This is a genomic window from Rhizobium jaguaris, assembly GCF_003627755.1.
GTDB classification, from domain to species: domain Bacteria; phylum Pseudomonadota; class Alphaproteobacteria; order Rhizobiales; family Rhizobiaceae; genus Rhizobium; species Rhizobium jaguaris.
Genome location: NZ_CP032694.1, coordinates 2,395,423 through 2,415,731, shown reverse-complemented (window position 1 = coordinate 2,415,731; position 20,309 = coordinate 2,395,423). Strand labels below are relative to the sequence as shown.

The window sequence follows — 20,309 nt, the reverse complement described above, 5'->3', positions numbered from 1 at the left end:
TACCGTTCCTTGCGTGACCGGCTGCCTATCAACCTGAAAGCACGTCATAGAGGCGGAAGATCCAGGTAATCTGGTAGATCAGCCCAATCGTTACAAATGCCGCCTGGAAACGGCGATTGGCGGTGATGGCGGCGACGATGCAGAGGACGATGTAAACAACGTTGCGGATCGGGTATTCCCAGCCGAGCGACCGGAAATAAGTCTCGCCCTTCAGCAGCGTATCGATGAGATCGACGGCGTAGGTTACGGCGAGGAGCCCGAAGAACCAGCGACGGCGGGAGATGAAATATTCCTCGAAGCCGCCATAATCCTCGATGGAGGGAGGGTTCAGCAGCACGCAGAGGAAATAGAACAGGCAGCAGAAGCAGATGAGGAAAAGATATACGCCAAAACCGATTTCTGCCACGGACTGCAGCCGATATTCCCACCACCAGAAATGGATGATGAACAGGAACATCGACGCTATCCAGCCGAGATGGACGAGATAGACGCGGTGCTTGCCGGGCGATTGCACGAAGCCGGCGAGGCGCATCAGGAGCTGGGCGAGCGAAAGCCCGATGACCATGCTCATGACCGTTCTGATATAGACGTAGACCTCGGGCGTACGTGCGGCTTCCATCCTGTCAGCCTTCAGCGGGAACAGGCTTTGGCGTGCCGTTCTCGTCGAGTGCGACCATGATGAAGGTGCCGGCAGTGACCTTCTCCAACTTGTTGTAGCGCGATCGGTGCGCCCAAGCTTCGACGTTGAGCGTGATCGAGGTGCGACCGACACGTTCGATATGGGTATAAACACTCAGCGTATCGCCGATCTTCACCGGCAGCTCGAAAGCCATTTCCTTAACGGCAGCGGTGACAACGCGGCCACGGGCCTGCTCGGCAGCGCGAATGCCGCTTGCCAAGTCCATCTGCGCCATGACCCAACCGCCGAAGATGTCGCCGGCTGGATTGGCGTCGGCAGGCATGGCCAGCGTGCGCAAAGTCAACTCGCCTTTCGGCTTGACGCTGTCGTTCATTCACTCGCTCCTATCGGCAAAGCCCTTGATTCCAGCGCTCAGCCTACGCAATCGAGGCGGCGTGGGGAAGGCTTCGTTCACGTTCGACAACAGCTCTCTTGATTGAAGACGATCTTTTTCGAAACGCTTCGCGCCCCTCGGGACTGCCCGCGCCGTCCACCTTCCATTGGGCGGTAAGTATTCATTCACCGTTTTTATTTAAGATTTGTAATCGTTGCCGACCGTGGCTGGGGCAGCAGGAGCGGATCAAGAGTATGGCGTATTTGTCCTTTCTGCGGCGGGCTGCATTGCCGTTGCTGGTGTCGTCGACACTGGTCGCATGTACGGCCGACAGCCTCGTACCGCCTTCGAATATCGACAGCAGCACCCGTGTCGGCTCAATCAAGCCACACCGCAGCGTGGCGCCGAGCCAGTTCACCTATCAAGGCGACCAAGCCCCCGTTAATTCCGCTTCCGCCAACTACGCCAACAGCTACAATCTTTCCGGCAACCGGCAGAGCGCCGCGTCGATGCCTACCTCAGCCGCCGCCAAACAGGGCCGCTTGCCGATGGGCGGCGGCGATGAGGCCGTGACCACAACAGACGTGCAGCAGGGCTTGGCGCAGCAGTCGGACGTGCCCTCCCAAGGCGTCAACATGGACGCCGAACTCGGCGTCGGGCCAAGTGAAGAAGCACAATCCGGGCAGGTCGTCGGATTGGCGCAGGAGGAAGAGCAGAATATTGCCGAAGGCGAGACCGACCAACCCGTCGTTGACGGTATCGGCTCCGACACGCCGGTACCGGCCAACCGCTCCGTCATCCAACGCCCGGCCGCGCAGGCCGAACTCAATCAGTCGCCAATTCGGCGTCAGCCTGGCACCCAAGTCGCGATGCTGCCACGCGTCGACAATCCCATGCCGCGGATCGAACAGCGGGAGGAGGCACCGCAATCATTGCCCGGCGGCGCAATGCCTGCATCGGAGATCGCCTGCCGACAGGAATTGCAGCGGATGGGTGTCGTCTATGATGACAAGCCGCCGATTTCCAATGGCCCGGCCTGCCAGGTTCCTTACCCGGTTTCCCTGAGCGGGCTTTCCGGCAATATCGCCGTCAAGCCGGCAGTGACGCTGAACTGTCAGGTGACGCTTGCCTTTGCCAAATGGGTGAAGAACGAATTGGCGCCGGCGGCCCGCACGCGGTATTGGACGGGCATCGGCACCATCGTGCCGCTCGGCGGCTATTCCTGCCGTCGGATGAACAATAGCCACCAGCGCTACAATCCGATGTCGGAGCACGCCCATGGCAATGCCATCGACGTCGGCACCTTTATCCTGAAGAACGGCCATGTGATCGATGTCCGCAGGAAGGGACTGTTTTCCTTCCGTGAAGGTGCGCTGCTGAAGGCGGTGCGCAGCGACAGTTGCAAATATTTCGACACCGTGCTCGGCCCGGGCAGCAATCCAGAGCACTGGAACCATTTCCACTTCGATCTCAGGGATCGCAGAGGCGGGCGGCGCTACTGCAGCATGTAACCAGGTCTTTCGTCGCAGACCTACTGGGAGCGCAACCTGGTTTACCTGCGGACGGAATCGCAGTTAACTGTGGCTACCGAGACGGGAGGCCTACTGCATGGTAGAGACACCGAGAAAGAAGAGAGGTCTAGGGAAGGCGCTGATTGCCGCTCTCGTGGCGATCGTTCTCGTGATCGGCGGGCGCTGGTATGCCTATGTCGCCTATGCAGACAATCCGTTCGATGAAGTCGGCATCGGTCTCAACACGATGATGCCAGGCCAGATCCGCGACAAAGGCTGCGCGATGCTGAAGGCGCGCTTTGAAAACAAGACGCTGCCGCCGGCAGGTTGTGGCGTCAACGGCAATTGGTAAATTGCCGAAGCAACTGGCAATTTCATATCGGTAGCCGGCAAAAAGAAAAGCCGGCGCTAGGCCGGCTGGAGTGGCGCACAGCAACGACAGGGGATCTTTGCTGGCTCCGGAAAAGAATTTCATGTTGCAATGACGTGTGCAATATGGATGCGAAGGCAATCAATATGGAAGTATCTGAGGTGCCAACGCTGGCGCCAAGAGGCGTTGGGCGGAGTGCGGCAGTCGTTGCTCACCTAAGGAAAGATATGCCCGACTAAGGTCACGATTTGATGACAGGTTTCGGGCTGTTTCTTTTCCTTAAGCGAACGCACTGTTCCATTCCGGCGGGGTGGTAAAAGCCGCCTAGCGGCGATATAGCGGGCAAACGCCGCAAAACTAATCAGAAAAGCCGGACTTCGCCTGCATCATGGCCCCGATCATTTCCATCCGTAACCTCACCAAAACCTATTCCAACGGGTTTCAGGCCCTGAAGGGCATTGATCTCGATGTCGAGAAGGGCGAGATTCTGGCATTGCTCGGGCCGAACGGCGCCGGCAAGACGACGATGATCTCCATCGTTTGCGGGATCACGAATCCGAGTACCGGCACAGTGACCGTTGGCGGCCATGATGTGGTCAGGGAGTTTCGCGCAACGCGCACGATGATCGGCCTGGTGCCGCAGGAGCTGACGACCGACCAATTCGAGACGGTGTGGAACACGGTGAGTTTTTCACGTGGTTTGCATGGTAAAAAGCCGAATCCGGCGCACATCGAGCGTGTGCTGCGCGACCTGTCGCTCTGGGACAAGAGAGACAATATGCTGCGCCAGCTCTCTGGAGGCATGAAACGGCGCGTCCTCATCGCAAAAGCCCTGTCGCACGAGCCGGAAATCCTCTTTCTGGATGAGCCCACGGCGGGCGTCGACGTGACGCTGCGCAAAGATATGTGGCATGTGGTCGAACGTCTGCGGGCTTCCGGCGTTACCATCATCCTGACGACGCATTACATCGAGGAAGCCGAAGAGATCGCCGACCGCGTCGGCGTCATCAATGACGGCAAGCTGCTGCTCGTGGAAGAGAAAAAGACGCTGATGGCCAAGCTCGGCCGCAAACAGCTGATCCTCGACCTGATGGAGCCGCTGGACGCCGTTCCGCATTGTCTGGACGGCAACGGCTTGTCGCTGGGGCCGAATGGCATGACGTTGGTTTACGATTACGACGCCGAGCACGAGCAATCGAGCATTGCGGCGCTGCTGTCGCGCCTGGCGGCCGAAGGCATTCATTTCAAGGACCTGTCGACGAGGCAAAGCTCGCTCGAAGACATCTTCGTATCGCTGGTGGGAGAAGACAAGTGAACTTCGAGGCGATCAAATCCATCTATGCCTTCGAGATGGCGCGCACGCGCCGTACGCTGCTGCAAAGCGTCGTCTCGCCGGTCATTTCCACCTCGCTCTACTTCATCGTCTTCGGTGCTGCGATCGGCTCGCGAATACAGTTGGTGGAAGGTGTCTCTTACGGCGCTTTCATCACGCCGGGCCTGATCATGCTGACGCTGCTTGGCCAGTGCATCAGCAACGGTTCCTTCGGCATCTATTTTCCGAAGTTCACCGGCACGATCTATGAGGTTCTTTCCGCACCGGTCGCCATGGTGGAAATCATCCTCGGCTATGTCGGCGCCGCGGCGACCAAAGGCATGCTGATCGGGCTGATCATCCTGCTGACGGCGAACTTTTTCGTGCATATCACCATCCAACATCCCTTCATGATGATACTGTTTTTCGTACTGACGGCGGTGACCTTCAGCCTGTTCGGCTTCATGATCGGCATCTGGGCCGGGAATTTCGAGCAGCTCAACCTCATTCCCATGCTGGTCGTGCCGCCGCTCACCTTCCTCGGCGGCAGCTTCTATTCCATCAACATGCTGCCGCCCTTCTGGCAGGCTGTCAGTCACCTGAACCCGGTCCTCTATCTTGTCAGTGGTTTCCGCTGGAGCTTCTTTGGCATCGCCGACGTCAATCCGGTGCTGAGCCTTGGCATGATCACGTTTTTCCTCGTCATCTGCCTCGCGACTTTGGGGTGGATTTTCAAGACGGGCTATCGGTTGCGGAGCTAATGGCGGAACGGGCGGACATTCGGACACGACCGGCCACCGTCGCTGATGCAACGGCAATTGCCGAGCTGCATGTCGCAGTTTGGCGTGACACTTATCGCGAGCTTGCGCCGATAGAAGCGTTTCGCGCTCTCGATGCGGCCCGTCGACAGGCGAGATGGACAGCCGCATTGGCCGAGCCCGGCCATCACCAGTTGGTGCTTGTTGCCGAACAGGGCGATCGGTTGGTTGGCATTGGCGCGGTCGGCGCGCCGTCTCAGGCCGCCTTTGAAGGGCGAGGGGAGATCCGGTCACTCTACGTCGATCCTGCCATAAAGCGCCAAGGGCTCGGCCGTCGTCTGATGGCGAAACTGGCGGAGCATCTTGCCGGCCTGCACTATCCCGGCGCCGCGCTGGGCGTCGTCGTCGGCAATGATCCTGCGATCGCATTCTATCAGTCGCTGGGCGGACGGATGATTGGGCGCTATACCGATCCCGGGCCAATCTGGCGATCGGACAACATTATCATCGCGTGGGATGATTTGTCGTTACTGATGTAGCGCCTCCCTTTTCTATCCTCTCACGGCCTTCTTTCGCGATGTCATCGTCATGGCCATCACCCCGACGATGACGCAGACGAGACCGATGCCGGCTGTGGGAGTTACAGGCTCGCCGAGGAAGACGACACCAATGGTGACGCCGATCGGGACGCGCAGATAGCCCTGCGCGGTAGTGCCGATCGGTCCAAGGGTCTGAATCAGCCGGAAATAGATCGAGAAAGCAAGTGCGGTCGATAGGACCGCAAGGGCCAGGAGAGCGATGATCGACGGGAAGGCGGGCGTGAGTGTCCAAGGCCGATCGACAAGGAGGCTGACCGGGATGAGCATGACGGCGCCGCAGAGAAGAGAACCGACTGCAGGCATCATCGGATCTAGGTGTTTGAAATTGCGGCCGAACAAGGCAGCGCCGGCATAGCAGATCGATGCCGCCACGACCGCAAGCTGCGCCGGCAATTGCTGGCCGAAACCGTTCAAGGCGTCGAAGCCGATAATGAAGCAGATGCCCGTCAGTCCCATCGCAATGCCGAACAGCTTGCGTGCAGTGACGAGTTCGTTGCGAAACAAGATCGCAGCCAGCAGGAAGGTGAAAATCGGCGTGGTCGAATTCAAAATGGTCGCCAGACCGGCATCCACGGTGCGTTCCGCCCAGGCAATGAGAGTAAAAGGAATAACGCTGTTGAGGCAGGCCTGAATGAGAAAACGACGCCATATTGCCGGGTCGCGCGGCAGTGCCAGCCCGCGCCAGCGGACGACCGCAAACAATATGCTGCCGGCGATAAGCGTGCGTGCAGTGATCAGGGTGATCGGCGGGATGGTCGCCACGCCGATCCTGATGAAAGTATAGGAGGCGCCCCAGAAGGTCGCGAGCATGAGCAGGAGCATAAGCTCCGTCGTCGTATGGGTTTTGGTCGGTGACATGAAGGGTGAGCTTTCGAGATCGATAATGGACTATGCATCACCGTCTCTAGCGTCTGATTGGTACATGATGCTTCGGGTATGATCGAAGTATGATGCTCAGACTTTCAATGTCGTCTTCAATCCCTCAACCGCAGCTCATCCGTCTGCATCTGCATCGACCCCAATGTTTCGAGGAAGCTCATGCCGAGCAGGCTTTGGTCGAGCTTGCCGTCTTCTGCGACGGTCGCTTTGACATCGTGGCGCTGAATTGGGCCTATGGCGACGGACCCAAGTTCAACGGGTGCAGCCCTGGCCCTGCCGTTGGCAGTGACGACCGTCATGGAATAAGTGAGGTTTTCCGGGATGATACCGACGCGCGCGGCATCTCTCTGCGACAAGGCAACCGTGCTGGCGCCAGTATCGACGAGCATGTCGATCGGCTGGCCGTTGATCATCACCTGCGCCTCGAAATGGCCGTTCATCAACTTGTGCAGGATTACTTCCTGGCCTCCTTCGCTGGTCGTGACGACGACGGCGTGGCCAGGCACAAGGCCTGCAAACAGCCGGTCGCCGACCTGCTGGGCATCGCGACGGTAAATATAAGCCGTCGCCACAGCCATGATGATGACCAGCCAGATCAGCAGATTGCGCAGGGACTTGCTAGCCGTATGGCGGCTGGCCCAGACGCCAGCGCCGATGACCAGGGCAAGCGGTACCAGATAGACGACGCCGGCGAAGGCGTTATTGTCCATGCCCAAGGTCGTACCGCTGCTATTGTTGAACACGAGGAGCGCGAGGCCGATACCAATGACAGCAAGCGCGATGTTCAGGCGGTTCATATGGTGCTGCGCTCCCGCGCCAGCCGCTGACGACGGGTCTCGCGGCGCGGCTTGCGTTCGACGGTGGCGAGGCGCTCCGGCAAAACATCCATGATTTCCCGCCGCTCGTCGTCGCTGTAGGTCATCCATGCGCCGATTTCTTCGCGCGTGCGCCCACAGCCGAAGCAATAGCCGGTGTTGGTGTCGATGGAGCAAACGAGGATGCAGGGTGTTAGCATAAGGGCATATATATCGATGCTTCAAACGCACATGGCAAGGGTACAGAGGACGGCGATCTCGCAAATCTGCTGTGTTGCACCGACGGTGTCACCGGTGTGACCGGAAAGCCTTTGGCGTATTCGCCGGGTAAAAAGAAAAGCCGCAGCCGCCGTGACAAAAAGGCACAGGATAAAGCCAGGAAGCCTGAGGCTCGGCCAGAGCAGAAAAGCTGAAAGCACCAGCGCGGTAATGAGCGCCATTTGCATTGCGCCGTAATCCGGCTTGCCGGCCGAGGCGGCAACTCCGTCCGGCTTGGCGGCAGGCAGAACATACCAATGCCAGACCATGGCGCCGCGGCTGAGAACGGCCGCAGCCAGCAAAGCAAGGGCTGCGGCGAAGGGTGCAAGGTAGCTGGCGATGGCGGCAAGCGCTGCGGCGCGCAGCCCGAAAGAGAGGATCAACGCGATCGCGCCGTAGGTGCCGATGCGGCTATCCTTCATGATCGTGAGCGCCCTATCGCGATCCTTGCCACCGCCAACGCCGTCGGCGGTGTCGCTGAGACCGTCCTCGTGTAATGCGCCGGTCGTCATCGTCTGGACGGCCAGCGCCAGCAGCGACGCCATCAGCGGGTCGGCCTGGAAGGCAAGCAGCAGGGCGAAGACGATCGCGGCGGGCAAGGCGATCAGCAAGCCGGCGAGGGGGAAGGTACGGGAGACACGGGCGAGCCTGCCGTCATAGCCTTCGAAGAAAGAAGACGGCACTGGAATACGGCTCAAGAAGGCGACGGCGCGCGCGATATCGCTTGTGTATTCCGAAATATTCATCCGCTCCCCGTCATTCCTGCGACAGCATCGGGCGTTTTTGGAGTTGTTCGCATCAGTGCTGGCGACTAATAGAGTGGCACGCAAAGAACCTGATTTGAGATCAAAAGACAAGGAACGGCATTCATGAGCGTTACCGGCCTGCCATTCGACGATTTCCGCACGCTGCTGCGCGACCTTCCTGGCCCGGACTCCCGAGCGCTGGTGGCGGCGCGCGAGCGTGACGCGCAGCTCACCAAACCACCGGGCGCTCTCGGTCGCCTGGAAGAGATTGCCTTCTGGCTCGCCGCCTGGACCGGCCGGCCGCCCGCGGTCAACCGCCCGCTGGTGGCGATCTTTGCCGGCAATCACGGCGTTACCAAGCAGGGCATCACGCCGTTTCCGCCCGCGGTAACGCAGCAGATGGTGGAGAATTTCGCGGCCGGCGGCGCTGCGATCAACCAGATCTGCGTCGCCTATGATCTCGGCCTGAAGGTGTTCGACCTGGCGCTGGATTTCCCGACCGCCGACATTACCGAAGAGCCGGCACTCAGCGAACGTGATTGCGCCGCAACCATGGCCTTCGGCATGGAGGCCATTGCAGGCGGTACGGATCTGCTCTGCGTCGGCGAAATGGGGATCGGCAACACCACGATCGCCGCCGCCATCCACTATGCGCTCTATGGCGGCACGGCGGCGGAGTGGGTTGGTCCCGGAACCGGTTCAGAAGGCGAGATGCTGAAGCGCAAGATCGCCGCCGTGGAAAAGGCCGTGGCGCTGCATCGCGACCATCTTTCCGATCCGCTGGAAGTGCTGCGCCGCCTCGGCGGCCGTGAGATCGCGGCCATGGCCGGCGCCATCCTCGCCGCCCGCATGGAGCGTATCCCTGTTATTATCGACGGTTACGTCGCGACCGCCGCTGCCTCGATCCTGAAAGCCGCCAATCCGTCTGCGCTCGACCATTGCCTCATCGGTCACGTTTCGGCTGAGCCGGGGCATCTCAAAGCCATCGACAAGCTCGGCAAGACGCCGTTGCTGGCGCTCGGCATGCGGCTTGGAGAAGGCACGGGTGCGGCGCTCGCCGCCGGTATCGTCAAGGCCGCCGCCGCCTGCCATTCCGGCATGGCGACGTTTGAGAGTGCCGGGGTAGCGAACAAACATTAATGGACGAAACGGCGGGGTGCTGCCATTCAGCGCCCCGCCTCCCAAATTCCGACCGACTTTTGATTTATGTCATAAATCTGTAATGATTTCTTTGGTCGACTCAGTCATCGGCTTGCTTGGAAAATGACAAGACGGTATTCGCAAGGCTGCTAGATTGCGGGTTAGAACGTTGCAAGCGGGGCGGGAATGGCCGAGTTTTCAAAATCAGCAGTAAACAAGGAAACCGGAATCCGGCATTTCCTCGCGGCCGCCGGTTATTCCTGGGGCGGCTTTCAGCGCCTGCTGCAGGAATCGGCTTTCCGGCAGGAGCTTTTGTTCGCAGCCGCTGGATTGATCCTGCTCGTCGTCGTCGGGGCAACGCTTGCGGAAATCATGATTGCCGTCGTGCTGTTTCTCGGCGTTTTTGCTGTCGAGGCGATGAATACCGCGGTCGAGGAAGTCATCGATCGGATTTCGCCCGAGATATCGAACGTCGGCAAGCATGCCAAGGATCTCGGCTCTTTCGCAGTTCTCTGCATGCTGGTCGCCGCCGGCCTCTATCTGCTTTACACCATCACCAGCCACCTGTTTTTCCGCTAAAGCTCGTCGCGATCTTTCAGATTCGCTCCCACGCTTTAGCTTCTTGTTTTTGCATGTCGTTTTCGCAAAACCGCCGCACACTTTTGCGCGACATGCATTGCGCTTTGTAGCCTGAACGTCAGGCAAAGCTCTTTTTGCGGCGCTCGACCAAAGGCGCGTCCTCGATGGCGGGCAGGCTTTGCAGTACGCGCTTGGCTGGCAGGATGGCGATGACTTCCGTGCCCTCTCGTAGCTTGGATTTCAGCATGAACTGGCCGTCATGTTTGGCAAGAATCGCCTGAACGATCGGCAGGCCGAGGCCGGTACCCTGTTCGGCGCTCTTGATGGCGATCGAACCCTGGCCGAAGGCGGACAGGACTACCGGTATTTCCTCCTCGGGAATGCCGGGACCATTGTCCTTGATGGCGACATATTGCCCGCCGCCGGCGGTCCAGCCGACCTTGACGGTGATCTCTCCGCCTTGCGGCGTGAATTTCACCGCATTCGAGAGAAGATTCAGGATCACCTGGCGCATGGACTTCTCATCAGCCCAGACCGAAGGGAGCTCAGGCTCGAACTGCGGCGAGATGGAGATGTTCTTGCCACGCGCGCGCAATTGCACCATGCCGATGCAATCCTCCGCTATATCAAGTAGCGAGATTGCCTCCTCGTTCAGCTCATATTTACCGGCCTCGATGCGCGATAGGTCTAGAATCTCGTTGATCAGGTTGAGCAGATGCTGCCCCGAACGATGGATGTCGGTGGTGTATTCGCGGTAGGTGGCGTTGTTCAGCGGTCCCATCACCTCCGCCGACATGACCTCGGAAAAGCCGAGGATGGCGTTGAGCGGCGTTCTGAGCTCGTGCGACATCGAGGCCAGGAAGCGTGACTTGGCGAGGTTCGCCTCTTCGGCTCGGCGGCGTGCTTCATCCGACATGGATTTCGCGACTTCCAGCTCGGCGATCAGATCGTCCTTTTCCGACTGGAACGAGAGGATCTTCAGGTTCGATTGAAACATCCTGTTGGTAATGAAGGTGAAGAAGATGACGGCAACGGCGACGGCGGCGGTCAGGGCGATGTCGAGCGGATTGCGCGTCAGCGCCGCTTTGACGGCGAGCGCGACGGTTGCTGGCGCAAACGAGAACGGCACGGCACGCGGAAGCATGAAATTTGCCATGGCAGTGACGCAAATCGCCACCAGCAGCGTTGCGCTCTTATAGAGCACGAAGCTGTCGCCGCCGCAGGTCGAACAGTTCTGCATGGCGAAGAACGCCCAGCAAAAGCCGATGAGCAGCTGGCCAAGCAACAAGATCTGGCGCCATTTCCGGGTGCGCTCGGCCGTCATCTCGCGCTTCTTCGCGCGGCGTCCGAGCAGCATGTTGATGGCGTGTGCCGAGAGCGTCGGGATGGCCCAAATGAAAATCTGCGCGTCGCGTGTTAGATAGGCGCCGAGCGCTGCGACGATGATGACGAAGATCGGCATAACCGAGGCACCCTGTAGGAGGGTGTCGACATGCATCATCATGATTTCGGGATCGAAGCTCCGGCTGTGGCCGGATTGCAGGCGCTCACGCGTCTGCCGCACCGCTTTCGACACAGCCCGGTTACGGTGACTGCGCGATCGGTCGACGATGATCTTATCTGTCGATGTGCTGACGCCGGTGCTCATGGATACGTTGAAACTTGGCCTGCCTAGGGCTACAGACTACCGGCCAAACCTTAAGAAGATGCTGCTCAGAAATGATTTGTTTGCCATCTTTGCCAAGGGTTTGTTCTTTAAGGAGGCAAAAGCGTGACGCGGTTCGGCCGCCTGTTTCGTGACGGCGTAACCACATTCGCGCTGCTGGGGCTGATCGCCTTGCTGGCGTTGAAGATGAACAATCGCCCAGAACTCATTCAAACTGGCAGTTTTTATGTCGTTGACGGCGATACGCTCGCCCAGGACGGTGACCGTCTGCGGCTGCTCGGCATCGATGCGCCGGAATATCGGCAGCAATGTCAGCGCGATCATGTTGGATGGGCCTGCGGCGAAGAGGCGCGCAAAGCACTTGATAAATTAATGAAGACGGCTCCGGCGGAATGTCGGGGGAGCGAACATGACCGCTACGGCCGGCTGTTGGTGACCTGCAAAGCTGGCGACGTCGACATCAATAGCGCGATGGTGCGCAGCGGCATGGCCGTGTCTTATGGCGGCTACGCCGCGGAGGAGGCTGCGGCGCGGCAGGCGAGGGCCGGGCTTTGGGCCGGCGATTTCGAGCGGCCGCGCGACTATCGGCGGGAAGAGCAGGCGGAACGCGCCCGGAGCGGCGATCCGTTAGCCGGGTTGGGAGACTATTTGCGACGGTTTGTCGGATGGGATCGGTGATGGCGCAGGAAGAAGAATTGCAGGCGCTGCGCAAAGCCATCGCGGTTTGCCGTGTCTGCCGCGACGCGCCGATACGCGGGGAGGCGGATCGGCTGCCGCATGAGCCGAGACCGGTCGCCGTGTTGTCGGCGACGGCGCGCATCCTGATCGCCGGGCAGGCGCCGGGGCTGCGGGTACATGAAAGCGGCCTGCCGTTCAACGACGCATCCGGCGACCGGCTGCGGCAATGGTTGGGCGTCGAGCGCGACAGCTTTTACAACGTCGAGCATTTCGCCATCATGGGAATGGGTTTCTGCTTCCCTGGCTATGACGCTGCTGGTGGTGATTTGCCACCCCGCAGGGAATGCGCACCGCTTTGGCGGCAGAGAGCCATGGATGCCATGCCGCAAATCGAACTCGTCCTGACCATCGGTCAATATGCTCAGGCTTGGCATCTCGGCCCGAGACGAATGGCATCGATGACAGAAACCGTTTCGGAATGGCGGCGGTACCTCTTTACCAACCAATCGCCCGCCGTCTTGCCGTTACCGCATCCGAGCTGGCGCAACAGCGGCTGGTTGAAACGCAATCCCTGGTTTGAGACGGAATTGCTGCCAGTATTGCGGGAGCGTGTGAAAATCCTTGTTTCTTGAAACAAGTTTCTTTTCCTCCGGTAAAAATGCGCTATAGAGAGAATATAATTCGAAAGGGCAATCGAAATGGACCGTCTTGACCGCAAAATCCTGCGTCTGCTGCAGGAGGATTCCACTCTGGCCGTGGCCGATCTTGCAAAGAAGGTCGGGCTGTCGACGACACCATGCTGGCGCCGTATCCAGAAGATGGAAGAGGATGGCGTCATTCGCCGTCGCGTGGCGCTGCTCGATCCCGAAAAGGTCAATACCAAGGTCACCGTTTTCGTCTCGATCCGCACCAACAGCCACTCGATCGAATGGCTGAAGCGCTTTTCCGAAGTGATCGCCGATTTCCCGGAAGTGGTGGAATTCTATCGCATGAGCGGCGACGTCGACTACCTCCTGCGCGTCGTCGTCCCGGATATTGCGGCCTATGACGCTTTCTACAAGCGTATGATCGCCAAGATCGAAATCCGCGATGTCTCCTCGGCCTTCGCAATGGAGCAGATCAAGTATTCGACGGAGCTGCCGCTGGATTACATGATGCTGGAGAATGCAAAATCGAGCGACGATTGAGCGCCATTTTTAACAATAGCGCTCTGTAAAGAACCGTCTTTGGACGGATTGCTTTGCGTTATTTCTTATCCAGTCTTGCCAGCAGTGACGACGTGTCCCAGCGATTGCCGCCCATGGCCTGCACGTCGCCGTAAAACTGATCGACGAGGGCGGTCAGCGGCAGTTTGGCCTCGTTGCGGCGGGCTTCGGACAAGACGATGTCGAGATCCTTGCGCATCCAGTCGACGGCAAAGCCGAAGTCGTATTTACCGACATTCATGGTCTTGTGGCGGTTTTCCATCTGCCAGGAACCAGCCGCACCCTTGGAGATGACTTCCACTACCTTTTCGATGTCGAGGCCGGCCTGCTTGCCGAAATGGATGCCTTCGGCAAGGCCCTGGACGACGCCGGCGATGCAGATTTGGTTGATCATCTTGGTGAGTTGCCCTGCGCCGGCGGCGCCCATCAGGCCGACCATGCGGGCATAGGCATCGATCACCGGCTTTGCTTTTTCGAACACCGCCTCATCGCCGCCGCACATGACGGTCAAGACGCCGTTTTCTGCGCCGGCCTGGCCGCCGGAGACAGGGGCGTCGATGAAGTCCACGCCTTTTTCCTTGGCTGCGGCATAGAGCTCGCGAGCGACCTCGGCGCTTGCTGTGGTGTTGTCGATCAGGATTGCGCCCGCCTTCATGCCGGAGAGTACGCCATCCTTGCCAGTCGTTACCGAACGCAGGTCTTCGTCATTGCCGACGCAGGTGAAGACGAAATCGGCGCCTTCGGCCGCAGCGGCAGGGGTGGGGGCAAACTTGCCGTCAAATTGTTTCGCCCAAGCCTCTCCCTTGGCGACAGTGCGGTTATAGACGGTGACGTCATGACCGCCCTTGACCTTCAGATGCCCTGCCATGGGATAGCCCATGACGCCCATGCCAATGAATGCGACCCTTGCCATTCGCGAGACTCCTTCCAAAAATTTTGCCTGAAGGCTTAGCGGAAAGGCGAGAGGGACGGAAGACCGATTTGTCGGCAAACTTGTCGCGGTCTCACAAGTCTTGGAAGATAATTCCGTGTTTTCGTCTCTCACCGAAATCGAATTTCGCCTTAATTGCAGAAATTCACAATATCAATTGTCGATATAATCTATGGATTTGCAATTCTTAGACATTGACAATAGAGCCGGCGATCGCAGGAAACATCCCGGCCCGGTTGGGGAAAGGGACTTTCGATGATCTCGCGCAGACAGACACTTAGCCTTCTCGGCGCCACGGCAGCGGCCTTAGTGCTGCCGTCCTTCCGGCCGGCACGCGCCGCGACGGCAACGACCTTCCGCATAGGCTGGCAAAAAAATGGCGTGCTGGCGCTCGCCAATCGCAAGGGCTCGCTGGAAAAGCGGCTTTCCGATCGCGGTATCTCCGTCGAGTGGTCCGAGTTCACCTCTGGCCCGCCGCTTCTGGAAGCGCTCGGCGCCGGTGCGCTCGATTTCGGTGCCACGGGCGATGTACCGCCGCTTTTCGCACAGGCCGCCAATGGCAATCTGCTCTATGTCGGGCAATACAAGGGAAGCCCGGAGGGCTCGGCCATCCTGGTGCGCAAGGATTCGCCGATAGAGACGCTTTCCGACCTCAAGGGCAAGAAAGTTGCGTTCAAGCGCGGGTCGAGCGCTCATAATGTCACGGTGAAAGCACTGCGCAAGGGCGGTCTGACGGTGGATGACATCCAGGCGCTTGATCTCGCGCCACCGGATGCTTCCGCTGCTTTCAAGACCGGTGCGATCGACGCCTGGTCGATCTGGGATCCCTATCTCGCCATCGCCGAGGCTGATCCCGATACTCGCATCCTGGCGACGGCGCGGGGCATCGTCGATTCCTTCAGCTATTTCTTGGCAAACGGAGATTTCACCAAGGACAATCCGCAGGTCATTGTGGATGTGATCGATGAACTCGCCAAGGTCGGTGCTGATGCACAGGCTCATCTCGATGATACCGTCGCAGCGCTCGCCGCGATCACCGGTGTACCTGCCGACGTGACCCGGGTGACCTTGACGCGCCCCGATTTCAATCTTGGCGGTGTTTCGACCATCAGTGACGACGCAATCGCCTATCAGCAGGGGTTAGCGGACGAGTTTTATGGGTCGGGCATCGTGCCGAAAAAGCTTGCTGTCGCCGATATCGTGTGGAGGCCGAAGGCGAGTTGAACAGCTGGGACTTATCCGACACAGCCGATGTCCACTGCGCTTGAAACACAGTGGGCACGGGGCACAGCGGGGAAAAATATTCCGCTACACCGGCAACAATAGAAAATCTGTATTGTCGATATAATAAGTAGTCTATGTCACTATCGCGATAGAGGCCCTGAGAAGCGGGCTCCCGATCAAGCGTGTCCAGGAGACAGGAAACATCATGACCGAGACTGCCAAACCCATCGACTTCCTGTGGTTTATTCCGACCTCCGGCGACGGCACCTATCTTGGCTCGACCGATCTCAATCGCGGGCCGGAAATAGGTTATCTCACGCAGATCGCGCAGGCCGTCGATCGGCTTGGCTATTCCGGCGTGCTGCTGCCGACAGGCGTCTCCTGCGAGGAGTCGTTTGTCACCGCCGCGGCGCTCTCAGCGCAGACGCAGAAGCTGAAATTCCTGGTCGCGATCCGTCCCGGTACGGCATCGCCGGCCTATTATGCTCGTCTCGCCTCGACACTCGATCGTGTCTCGAATGGTCGTGTGTTGCTGAACATCGTGGTTGGCGGCAGCCCTGCCGAACTGGCGGGCGACGGCATTCATCTCGCTCATGACGAACGCTATGCCCATGCCGACGAGTTTTTTACCGTCTGGGAAGAGCTGCTGGAGAAGGGCACCTCGACGTTCGACGGCAAATACATCAAGGCGACGGGTGCCAAGCTCGGGTTGCCGCCGGTGCAGGCGCCGCGCCCGCCGCTATATTTTGGCGGATCGTCGGATGCCGGCATCGAATTTTCGGTCGGCCGTGTCGACAAATATCTGACATGGGGCGAGCCGCCGGCGCAGGTGGCCGAGAAGATCGAGAAGGTGCGAGCGGCCGCTGCTCGCAAGGGCCGCAAAATCAGCTTCGGCATCCGCCTGCATTTCATCGTCCGCGAGACGGATGAGGAAGCATGGGCCGCCGCCGACCGGCTGATCTCCAAGCTTGACGACGAGACGATCCGCGAAGCGCAGGAGCAGTTCGTCAATCAATCCGACTCTGTCGGTCAGAAGCGCATGGCGGCCCTTCATGGCGGCCGCCGCGACAGGCTGGAAGTTTCGCCGAACCTCTGGGCAGGCGTTGGCCTCGTGCGTGCTGGTGCCGGTACGGCGCTGGTCGGGTCGTCGAAGACGGTGGCGGCAAGGCTGCGTGAATATCAGGACATCGGCATCGAAACGGTGATCGGCTCCGGCTATCCGCATCTGGAAGAGGCCTATCGCGTCGCGGAACTGCTGTTCCCCGAACTTGGGCTGAACCGAGAGCAGCAGCGAGCTGGCTTCCGCAACGAATTCGGCGCAAAACAGATTTTTGCCGGCGGCAGCCATGGCGGCAATCTGAAAGTCGTTTCCGGCTCTTAACGAGATCGTTCCAGGGAGATCCCAATGTCGGCATTCGATACACCCTTCGTACGCGCCGCCGCCGAGAGCCGGGTTCACCCGGTCAAGCCGGCGCGGCCGGCTGTCTCCCTGGAGCGGTTCTTGCCTTTTCTGCTACCTATTGCCGTCGTGGCGATCTGGCAGCTCGGCTCATCGGTCGGGTGGATATCCACGCGCATCATGCCGTCGCCGGCCGCTGTCGTCGTGGCATTCTGGCAAACGACGATCTCCGGGCAGTTGCCGCATAATATTCTGGTCAGCGCCGGCCGGGCCTTTGCAGGCCTGCTCGTTGGCGGCTCGATCGGCTTCCTGCTCGGCATTGCCAACGGTATATCGAGGCTTTCGGAACAGCTGACCGATACGACGCTGCAGATGCTGCGCACCATCCCGCATCTGGCGATGGTGCCGCTGGTCATCCTCTGGTTCGGGATCGGGGAAGAATCGAAGCTGTTTCTGACGGCGCTCGGCGTGCTCTTCCCGATTTATCTCAACACTTATCACGGCGTTCGCAATGTCGACCGTGGATTGATCGAGATGGGGCAGGTCTATGGTATGAGCGGCTGGACCCTGTTCAAGAAAGTGATCTTCCCCGGTGCCTTGCCGTCGATCCTTGTCGGGCTGCGCTTCGCGCTCGGCATCATGTGGTTGACGCTGATCGTGGCGGAATCGATCGCCGCGTCATCGGGCATCGGCTACATGGCCAACAATGCCCGCGAGTTCGGCATGACCGATGTCGTAGTGCTGACGTTGGTCATCTATGCCGTGCTCGGAAAGCTCGCCGATGTCGTTGCCCGTGCGCTGGAACGCAGGGCGCTGCGCTGGAATCCGGCCTATCAGAATTGAGGAGCATCCCATGACCGCTATCGCATTGGAACGCGTTCAATCGGACCCCTCCGAGGACACTCAGCCCAAGACAGGCGCTGCCGCCATCTGCATCAAGGGCCTGGAAAAGAGTTTTGGAAATAATCGTGTGCTGCGTGGCATCGATCTCGACATTCCCGCCGGCCAATTCGTCGCCGTCATTGGCAAAAGCGGTTGCGGCAAGAGCACCTTATTGCGCATCCTGATGGGGCTCGATGAGCCGACCGCAGGCCACCTGCGATTTGAGACTGCCGATGGAAGTGACGCGGCGCCGAATGCCCGCATCGTTTTTCAGGAGCCGCGGTTGCTGCCTTGGCTCTCGGTTGCCGACAATGTCGCCGTCGGTCTCGGGGAGGGTGTCCCGTGGCAGGTGGCGCAGTCCGAAACTGCGGCGGTGCTTTCGGAAGTGCAGCTTGCGGAAAAGTCCGGAGAATGGCCGTCGCGGCTCTCCGGTGGCCAGCGGCAGCGCGTGGCACTTGCCCGCGCATTGGTCAGCAAACCGGGCATCCTGGCGCTGGATGAACCGCTTGGCGCATTGGATGCGCTGACCCGTATCAGCATGCAGGAGCTGTTGAACCGCGTCTGGCGCGAACTCGGTTTTACCGCGGTGCTTGTCACGCATGATGTCAGCGAGGCTGTGCATCTGGCGGATCGGGTCGTCGTGCTGGACGAGGGGCGGATCGTACTCGATCTCGCCGTTCCCGATCCGCATCCCCGCCGCCACGGCAATCCGGCGCTGGCCGAACTCGAAGGTCAGTTGCTGGCCGCTATCCTTGGTGATGTGCGAGCAGCCTAATTTGGCCTGGTTTCGTTGCCGTCGACATAGAGCCGCAGATTGTCGAAGCCTATTTCCGTGCCCATCAGCCTCGAGCCATTGTCACCGTAACCGTCCAGGAAAACCACCTGCTCGGTAAAGATCATCGCCGTGCCGGCCGGTTCCGGCGCGAAGGTGACGGTGGCCAATGACACCGAGATGCGCTTATCGTCGAGCATCATGTCAAAAGCATAGATGATGCGCTCGTTCGGCACGATGTCGATATAGCGGGCCTGATAGGCGTGCACCACGCCGTCCGTCGAGGCGACCCGGTTGCTCTCGCTGCCGCCGGGACGAAAGTCGAGCTGGAAGTCCAGCGGCGTCCAATCCCCGTGGCAGGCGAACCATTGGCGCTTGTTCTCGGCCACAGCCCAGGCGCCGAAGACGCGCGGCAAGGGCGCCTTGAAATGGCGCTCGATGGTGAGTGTTGTATGTTCCGTCGATTTCTCAATCATTTTACAACTGTCTCCTCGGAATTCTCGGCCAGAAACTGGTCCAGCCGGTCGAAGGTGCTGTTCCAGCCCGCCTTGCGCTCGGCGATCCAGCGCTCGACCGATGCCAGCGCTTCCTTTCGCAGGTGATAGGTTCGCACCCGGCCGGTCTTTTCCGAAAGCACCAGACCGCTGGTCTCCAACACGTGCAGATGTTTCATCACGGTCGGCAGCGCCATAGCGAGCGGCTGCGCCAATTCTGTCACCGAGGCGGGACCGCGGCCAAGGCGATCGATCATGCCGCGTCGACTTTGATCCGACAACGCCTGGAACATCCGGTCGAGTGCCAGGGGTTCCTCAAGCATGCGAGCGTTCCGGCCGGAACTGAGCGGGCAGTTTTTCATGATAGGGATAGAAGTGGAAGTAAGGCATGGCCTCCCTGAGAACCCGCGCGAAGGACGGACGATCGAGCAGGCGCTGATAATATTGCTTCAGCCGGACGTGCTGTTCGTCGAACGGTACAAGCGTTTCGGCGTAGAACAATGCCGGCGCTGCGGCGCAATCCGCCATGGTCAGAGCGTCGCCGGCAATCCAGAGTTTTTCGCCCAGTTGTTTTTCGATCATGCCGTAGGCGGTGCGCAATAGTGTCTGCGCTTGAGCGACGCTTTGAGGATCATGGGTACCTTCGGGGCGGCGCTTGTCGGCAACGATCGCCTGCATCGGTTCCTGGACGTATAGATCGAAGAAGCGATCCCAGAGGCGGACGCAGAGCGCATCCGTCGGATCGAGCGGCAGCAACGGCGTCGAGCCAGAATAATGCCGGTCGAGATATTCGATGATGATGCTGCTCTCGGGAACTGTGCTGTCGAGCGCCTCATCGCGCAGGACAGGGAATTTCCCGATCGGCCAAAGCCGTAGCAGGGAGGCGCGCGACCCTTCGTTGCCGAGATCGATGACGCGACTTTCGAACGGCGTGCCATTCTCATAAAGCGCCATCAGGACCTTGTGACAGAAGGAGGCAAGGGGGTGCTGGTAGAGAATAAGGGACATGCAAAGACCTTTCCCATATCGAGGCTTCGTGCTGAAACTTATCTGAATGGCTAAGTAACAGATCGAAGGC

General features: G+C 59.6%; 25 protein-coding genes. 14 read left to right on the top strand and 11 right to left on the bottom strand.

All coding sequences use genetic code 11. From position 1 onward, the window contains the following. Positions 1-28: 28 nt before the first annotated feature. Positions 29-619: a hypothetical protein gene (locus tag CCGE525_RS11815; RefSeq protein WP_120704422.1), complete on the bottom strand. Its 591-nt coding sequence runs from the start codon at positions 617-619 to the stop codon at positions 29-31. A gap of 4 nt (positions 620-623) precedes the next feature. Continuing rightward, positions 624-1,013 (bottom strand): acyl-CoA thioesterase, encoded by a 390-nt coding sequence (locus CCGE525_RS11810; protein WP_120704421.1) that lies wholly within the window; start codon positions 1,011-1,013, stop codon positions 624-626. A 254-nt stretch (positions 1,014-1,267) separates the two neighbouring features. Here CCGE525_RS11810 and CCGE525_RS11805 point away from each other — a divergent pair, with 254 nt between their 5' ends. The 5 genes from CCGE525_RS11805 (at position 1,268) to CCGE525_RS11785 (ending at position 5,503) form a co-directional block, all read left to right on the top strand. Continuing rightward, a complete protein-coding gene (locus CCGE525_RS11805) occupies positions 1,268-2,524 on the top strand; it encodes an extensin-like domain-containing protein (protein WP_120704420.1) in 1,257 nt (418 codons plus the stop codon). A gap of 97 nt (positions 2,525-2,621) precedes the next feature. Then, entirely contained in the window at positions 2,622-2,876 is a 255-nt protein-coding gene (locus tag CCGE525_RS11800) for a hypothetical protein (protein ID WP_120704419.1), read from the top strand. Between the two features lie 406 nt (positions 2,877-3,282). Then, the gene (locus CCGE525_RS11795) at positions 3,283-4,209 is read left to right on the top strand and encodes an ABC transporter ATP-binding protein (RefSeq protein ID WP_120704418.1); all 927 of its coding nucleotides are present in this window, start codon (positions 3,283-3,285) and stop codon (positions 4,207-4,209) included. Then, on the top strand, positions 4,206-4,967 hold the full coding sequence (locus CCGE525_RS11790) for an ABC transporter permease (RefSeq protein ID WP_120704417.1): 762 nt from the start codon (positions 4,206-4,208) through the stop codon (positions 4,965-4,967). The genes CCGE525_RS11795 and CCGE525_RS11790 overlap by 4 nt, the downstream gene beginning before the upstream one ends. Continuing rightward, on the top strand, positions 4,967-5,503 hold the full coding sequence (locus CCGE525_RS11785) for a GNAT family N-acetyltransferase (RefSeq protein WP_120704416.1): 537 nt from the start codon (positions 4,967-4,969) through the stop codon (positions 5,501-5,503). The genes CCGE525_RS11790 and CCGE525_RS11785 overlap by 1 nt, the downstream gene beginning before the upstream one ends. Positions 5,504-5,515: 12 nt before the next feature. Here CCGE525_RS11785 and CCGE525_RS11780 read toward each other — a convergent pair whose 3' ends face one another. The 4 genes from CCGE525_RS11780 to CCGE525_RS11765 form a co-directional block, all read right to left on the bottom strand. Then, entirely contained in the window at positions 5,516-6,421 is a 906-nt protein-coding gene (locus CCGE525_RS11780; RefSeq protein ID WP_120704415.1) for a DMT family transporter, read from the bottom strand. Between the two features lie 116 nt (positions 6,422-6,537). Then, the gene (locus tag CCGE525_RS11775; protein ID WP_120704414.1) at positions 6,538-7,239 is read right to left on the bottom strand and encodes a TIGR02281 family clan AA aspartic protease; all 702 of its coding nucleotides are present in this window, start codon (positions 7,237-7,239) and stop codon (positions 6,538-6,540) included. Further along, positions 7,236-7,457: a DUF1289 domain-containing protein gene (locus CCGE525_RS11770; RefSeq protein WP_120704413.1), complete on the bottom strand. Its 222-nt coding sequence runs from the start codon at positions 7,455-7,457 to the stop codon at positions 7,236-7,238. Before CCGE525_RS11770 ends, CCGE525_RS11775 begins: the two co-directional genes overlap by 4 nt. Positions 7,458-7,478: 21 nt before the next feature. Then, positions 7,479-8,261, bottom strand: a complete 783-nt coding sequence (locus CCGE525_RS11765; RefSeq protein ID WP_120704412.1) for an adenosylcobinamide-GDP ribazoletransferase — start codon at positions 8,259-8,261, stop codon at positions 7,479-7,481. A 123-nt stretch (positions 8,262-8,384) separates the two neighbouring features. Between CCGE525_RS11765 and cobT the strand changes: the two genes are divergently transcribed. Further along, on the top strand, positions 8,385-9,401 hold the full coding sequence (cobT, locus tag CCGE525_RS11760; RefSeq protein ID WP_120704411.1) for a nicotinate-nucleotide--dimethylbenzimidazole phosphoribosyltransferase: 1,017 nt from the start codon (positions 8,385-8,387) through the stop codon (positions 9,399-9,401). 186 nt (positions 9,402-9,587) lie between these two features. Next, positions 9,588-9,980, top strand: coding sequence for a diacylglycerol kinase (locus CCGE525_RS11755; protein ID WP_120704410.1), 393 nt, complete (start codon positions 9,588-9,590; stop codon positions 9,978-9,980). A 118-nt stretch (positions 9,981-10,098) separates the two neighbouring features. Here the strand turns inward: CCGE525_RS11755 and CCGE525_RS11750 are convergent, their stop codons facing one another. Next, complete coding sequence (locus CCGE525_RS11750) at positions 10,099-11,628, bottom strand: sensor histidine kinase (RefSeq protein WP_120704409.1); 1,530 nt, start codon at positions 11,626-11,628, stop codon at positions 10,099-10,101. 123 nt (positions 11,629-11,751) lie between these two features. Between CCGE525_RS11750 and CCGE525_RS11745 the strand changes: the two genes are divergently transcribed. The 3 genes from CCGE525_RS11745 to CCGE525_RS11735 all read left to right on the top strand — a co-directional run bounded on the left by CCGE525_RS11745 (position 11,752) and on the right by CCGE525_RS11735 (position 13,511). Beyond that, positions 11,752-12,324 (top strand): thermonuclease family protein, encoded by a 573-nt coding sequence (locus tag CCGE525_RS11745; protein ID WP_120704408.1) that lies wholly within the window; start codon positions 11,752-11,754, stop codon positions 12,322-12,324. After that, complete coding sequence (locus tag CCGE525_RS11740) at positions 12,324-12,956, top strand: uracil-DNA glycosylase family protein (protein WP_120704407.1); 633 nt, start codon at positions 12,324-12,326, stop codon at positions 12,954-12,956. Before CCGE525_RS11745 ends, CCGE525_RS11740 begins: the two co-directional genes overlap by 1 nt. A 66-nt stretch (positions 12,957-13,022) precedes the next feature. Next, entirely contained in the window at positions 13,023-13,511 is a 489-nt protein-coding gene (locus CCGE525_RS11735) for an Lrp/AsnC family transcriptional regulator (protein ID WP_120704406.1), read from the top strand. A 58-nt stretch (positions 13,512-13,569) separates the two neighbouring features. Here the strand turns inward: CCGE525_RS11735 and CCGE525_RS11730 are convergent, their stop codons facing one another. Beyond that, positions 13,570-14,442: an NAD(P)-dependent oxidoreductase gene (locus tag CCGE525_RS11730; RefSeq protein WP_120704405.1), complete on the bottom strand. Its 873-nt coding sequence runs from the start codon at positions 14,440-14,442 to the stop codon at positions 13,570-13,572. Positions 14,443-14,715: 273 nt separating this feature from the next. Between CCGE525_RS11730 and CCGE525_RS11725 the strand changes: the two genes are divergently transcribed. The 4 genes from CCGE525_RS11725 (at position 14,716) to CCGE525_RS11710 (ending at position 18,740) form a co-directional block, all read left to right on the top strand. Then, complete coding sequence (locus CCGE525_RS11725; protein WP_120704404.1) at positions 14,716-15,684, top strand: aliphatic sulfonate ABC transporter substrate-binding protein; 969 nt, start codon at positions 14,716-14,718, stop codon at positions 15,682-15,684. A 205-nt stretch (positions 15,685-15,889) separates the two neighbouring features. Then, positions 15,890-17,065 (top strand): FMNH2-dependent alkanesulfonate monooxygenase, encoded by a 1,176-nt coding sequence (gene ssuD, locus CCGE525_RS11720; protein ID WP_120704403.1) that lies wholly within the window; start codon positions 15,890-15,892, stop codon positions 17,063-17,065. 24 nt (positions 17,066-17,089) lie between these two features. Continuing rightward, positions 17,090-17,926, top strand: a complete 837-nt coding sequence (ssuC, locus tag CCGE525_RS11715) for an aliphatic sulfonate ABC transporter permease SsuC (protein WP_120704402.1) — start codon at positions 17,090-17,092, stop codon at positions 17,924-17,926. 10 nt (positions 17,927-17,936) lie between these two features. Beyond that, the gene (locus CCGE525_RS11710) at positions 17,937-18,740 is read left to right on the top strand and encodes an ABC transporter ATP-binding protein (RefSeq protein ID WP_120704401.1); all 804 of its coding nucleotides are present in this window, start codon (positions 17,937-17,939) and stop codon (positions 18,738-18,740) included. On the opposite strand, the gene CCGE525_RS11705 is transcribed toward CCGE525_RS11710, so the two are convergent. The 3 genes from CCGE525_RS11705 to CCGE525_RS11695 are packed head-to-tail and all read right to left on the bottom strand — an operon-like array spanning position 18,737 to position 20,239. After that, complete coding sequence (locus CCGE525_RS11705) at positions 18,737-19,213, bottom strand: SRPBCC family protein (RefSeq protein ID WP_120704400.1); 477 nt, start codon at positions 19,211-19,213, stop codon at positions 18,737-18,739. The two genes, CCGE525_RS11710 and CCGE525_RS11705, sit on opposite strands and share 4 nt — an antisense overlap. Then, positions 19,210-19,554 carry an ArsR/SmtB family transcription factor gene (locus tag CCGE525_RS11700; RefSeq protein WP_120704399.1) on the bottom strand — a complete coding sequence of 115 codons (345 nt, stop codon included), beginning with the start codon at positions 19,552-19,554 and terminating at the stop codon, positions 19,210-19,212. Before CCGE525_RS11700 ends, CCGE525_RS11705 begins: the two co-directional genes overlap by 4 nt. Next, positions 19,547-20,239 (bottom strand): glutathione S-transferase family protein, encoded by a 693-nt coding sequence (locus CCGE525_RS11695; protein WP_120704398.1) that lies wholly within the window; start codon positions 20,237-20,239, stop codon positions 19,547-19,549. Before CCGE525_RS11695 ends, CCGE525_RS11700 begins: the two co-directional genes overlap by 8 nt. Between the last annotated feature and the right edge of the window lie 70 nt (positions 20,240-20,309).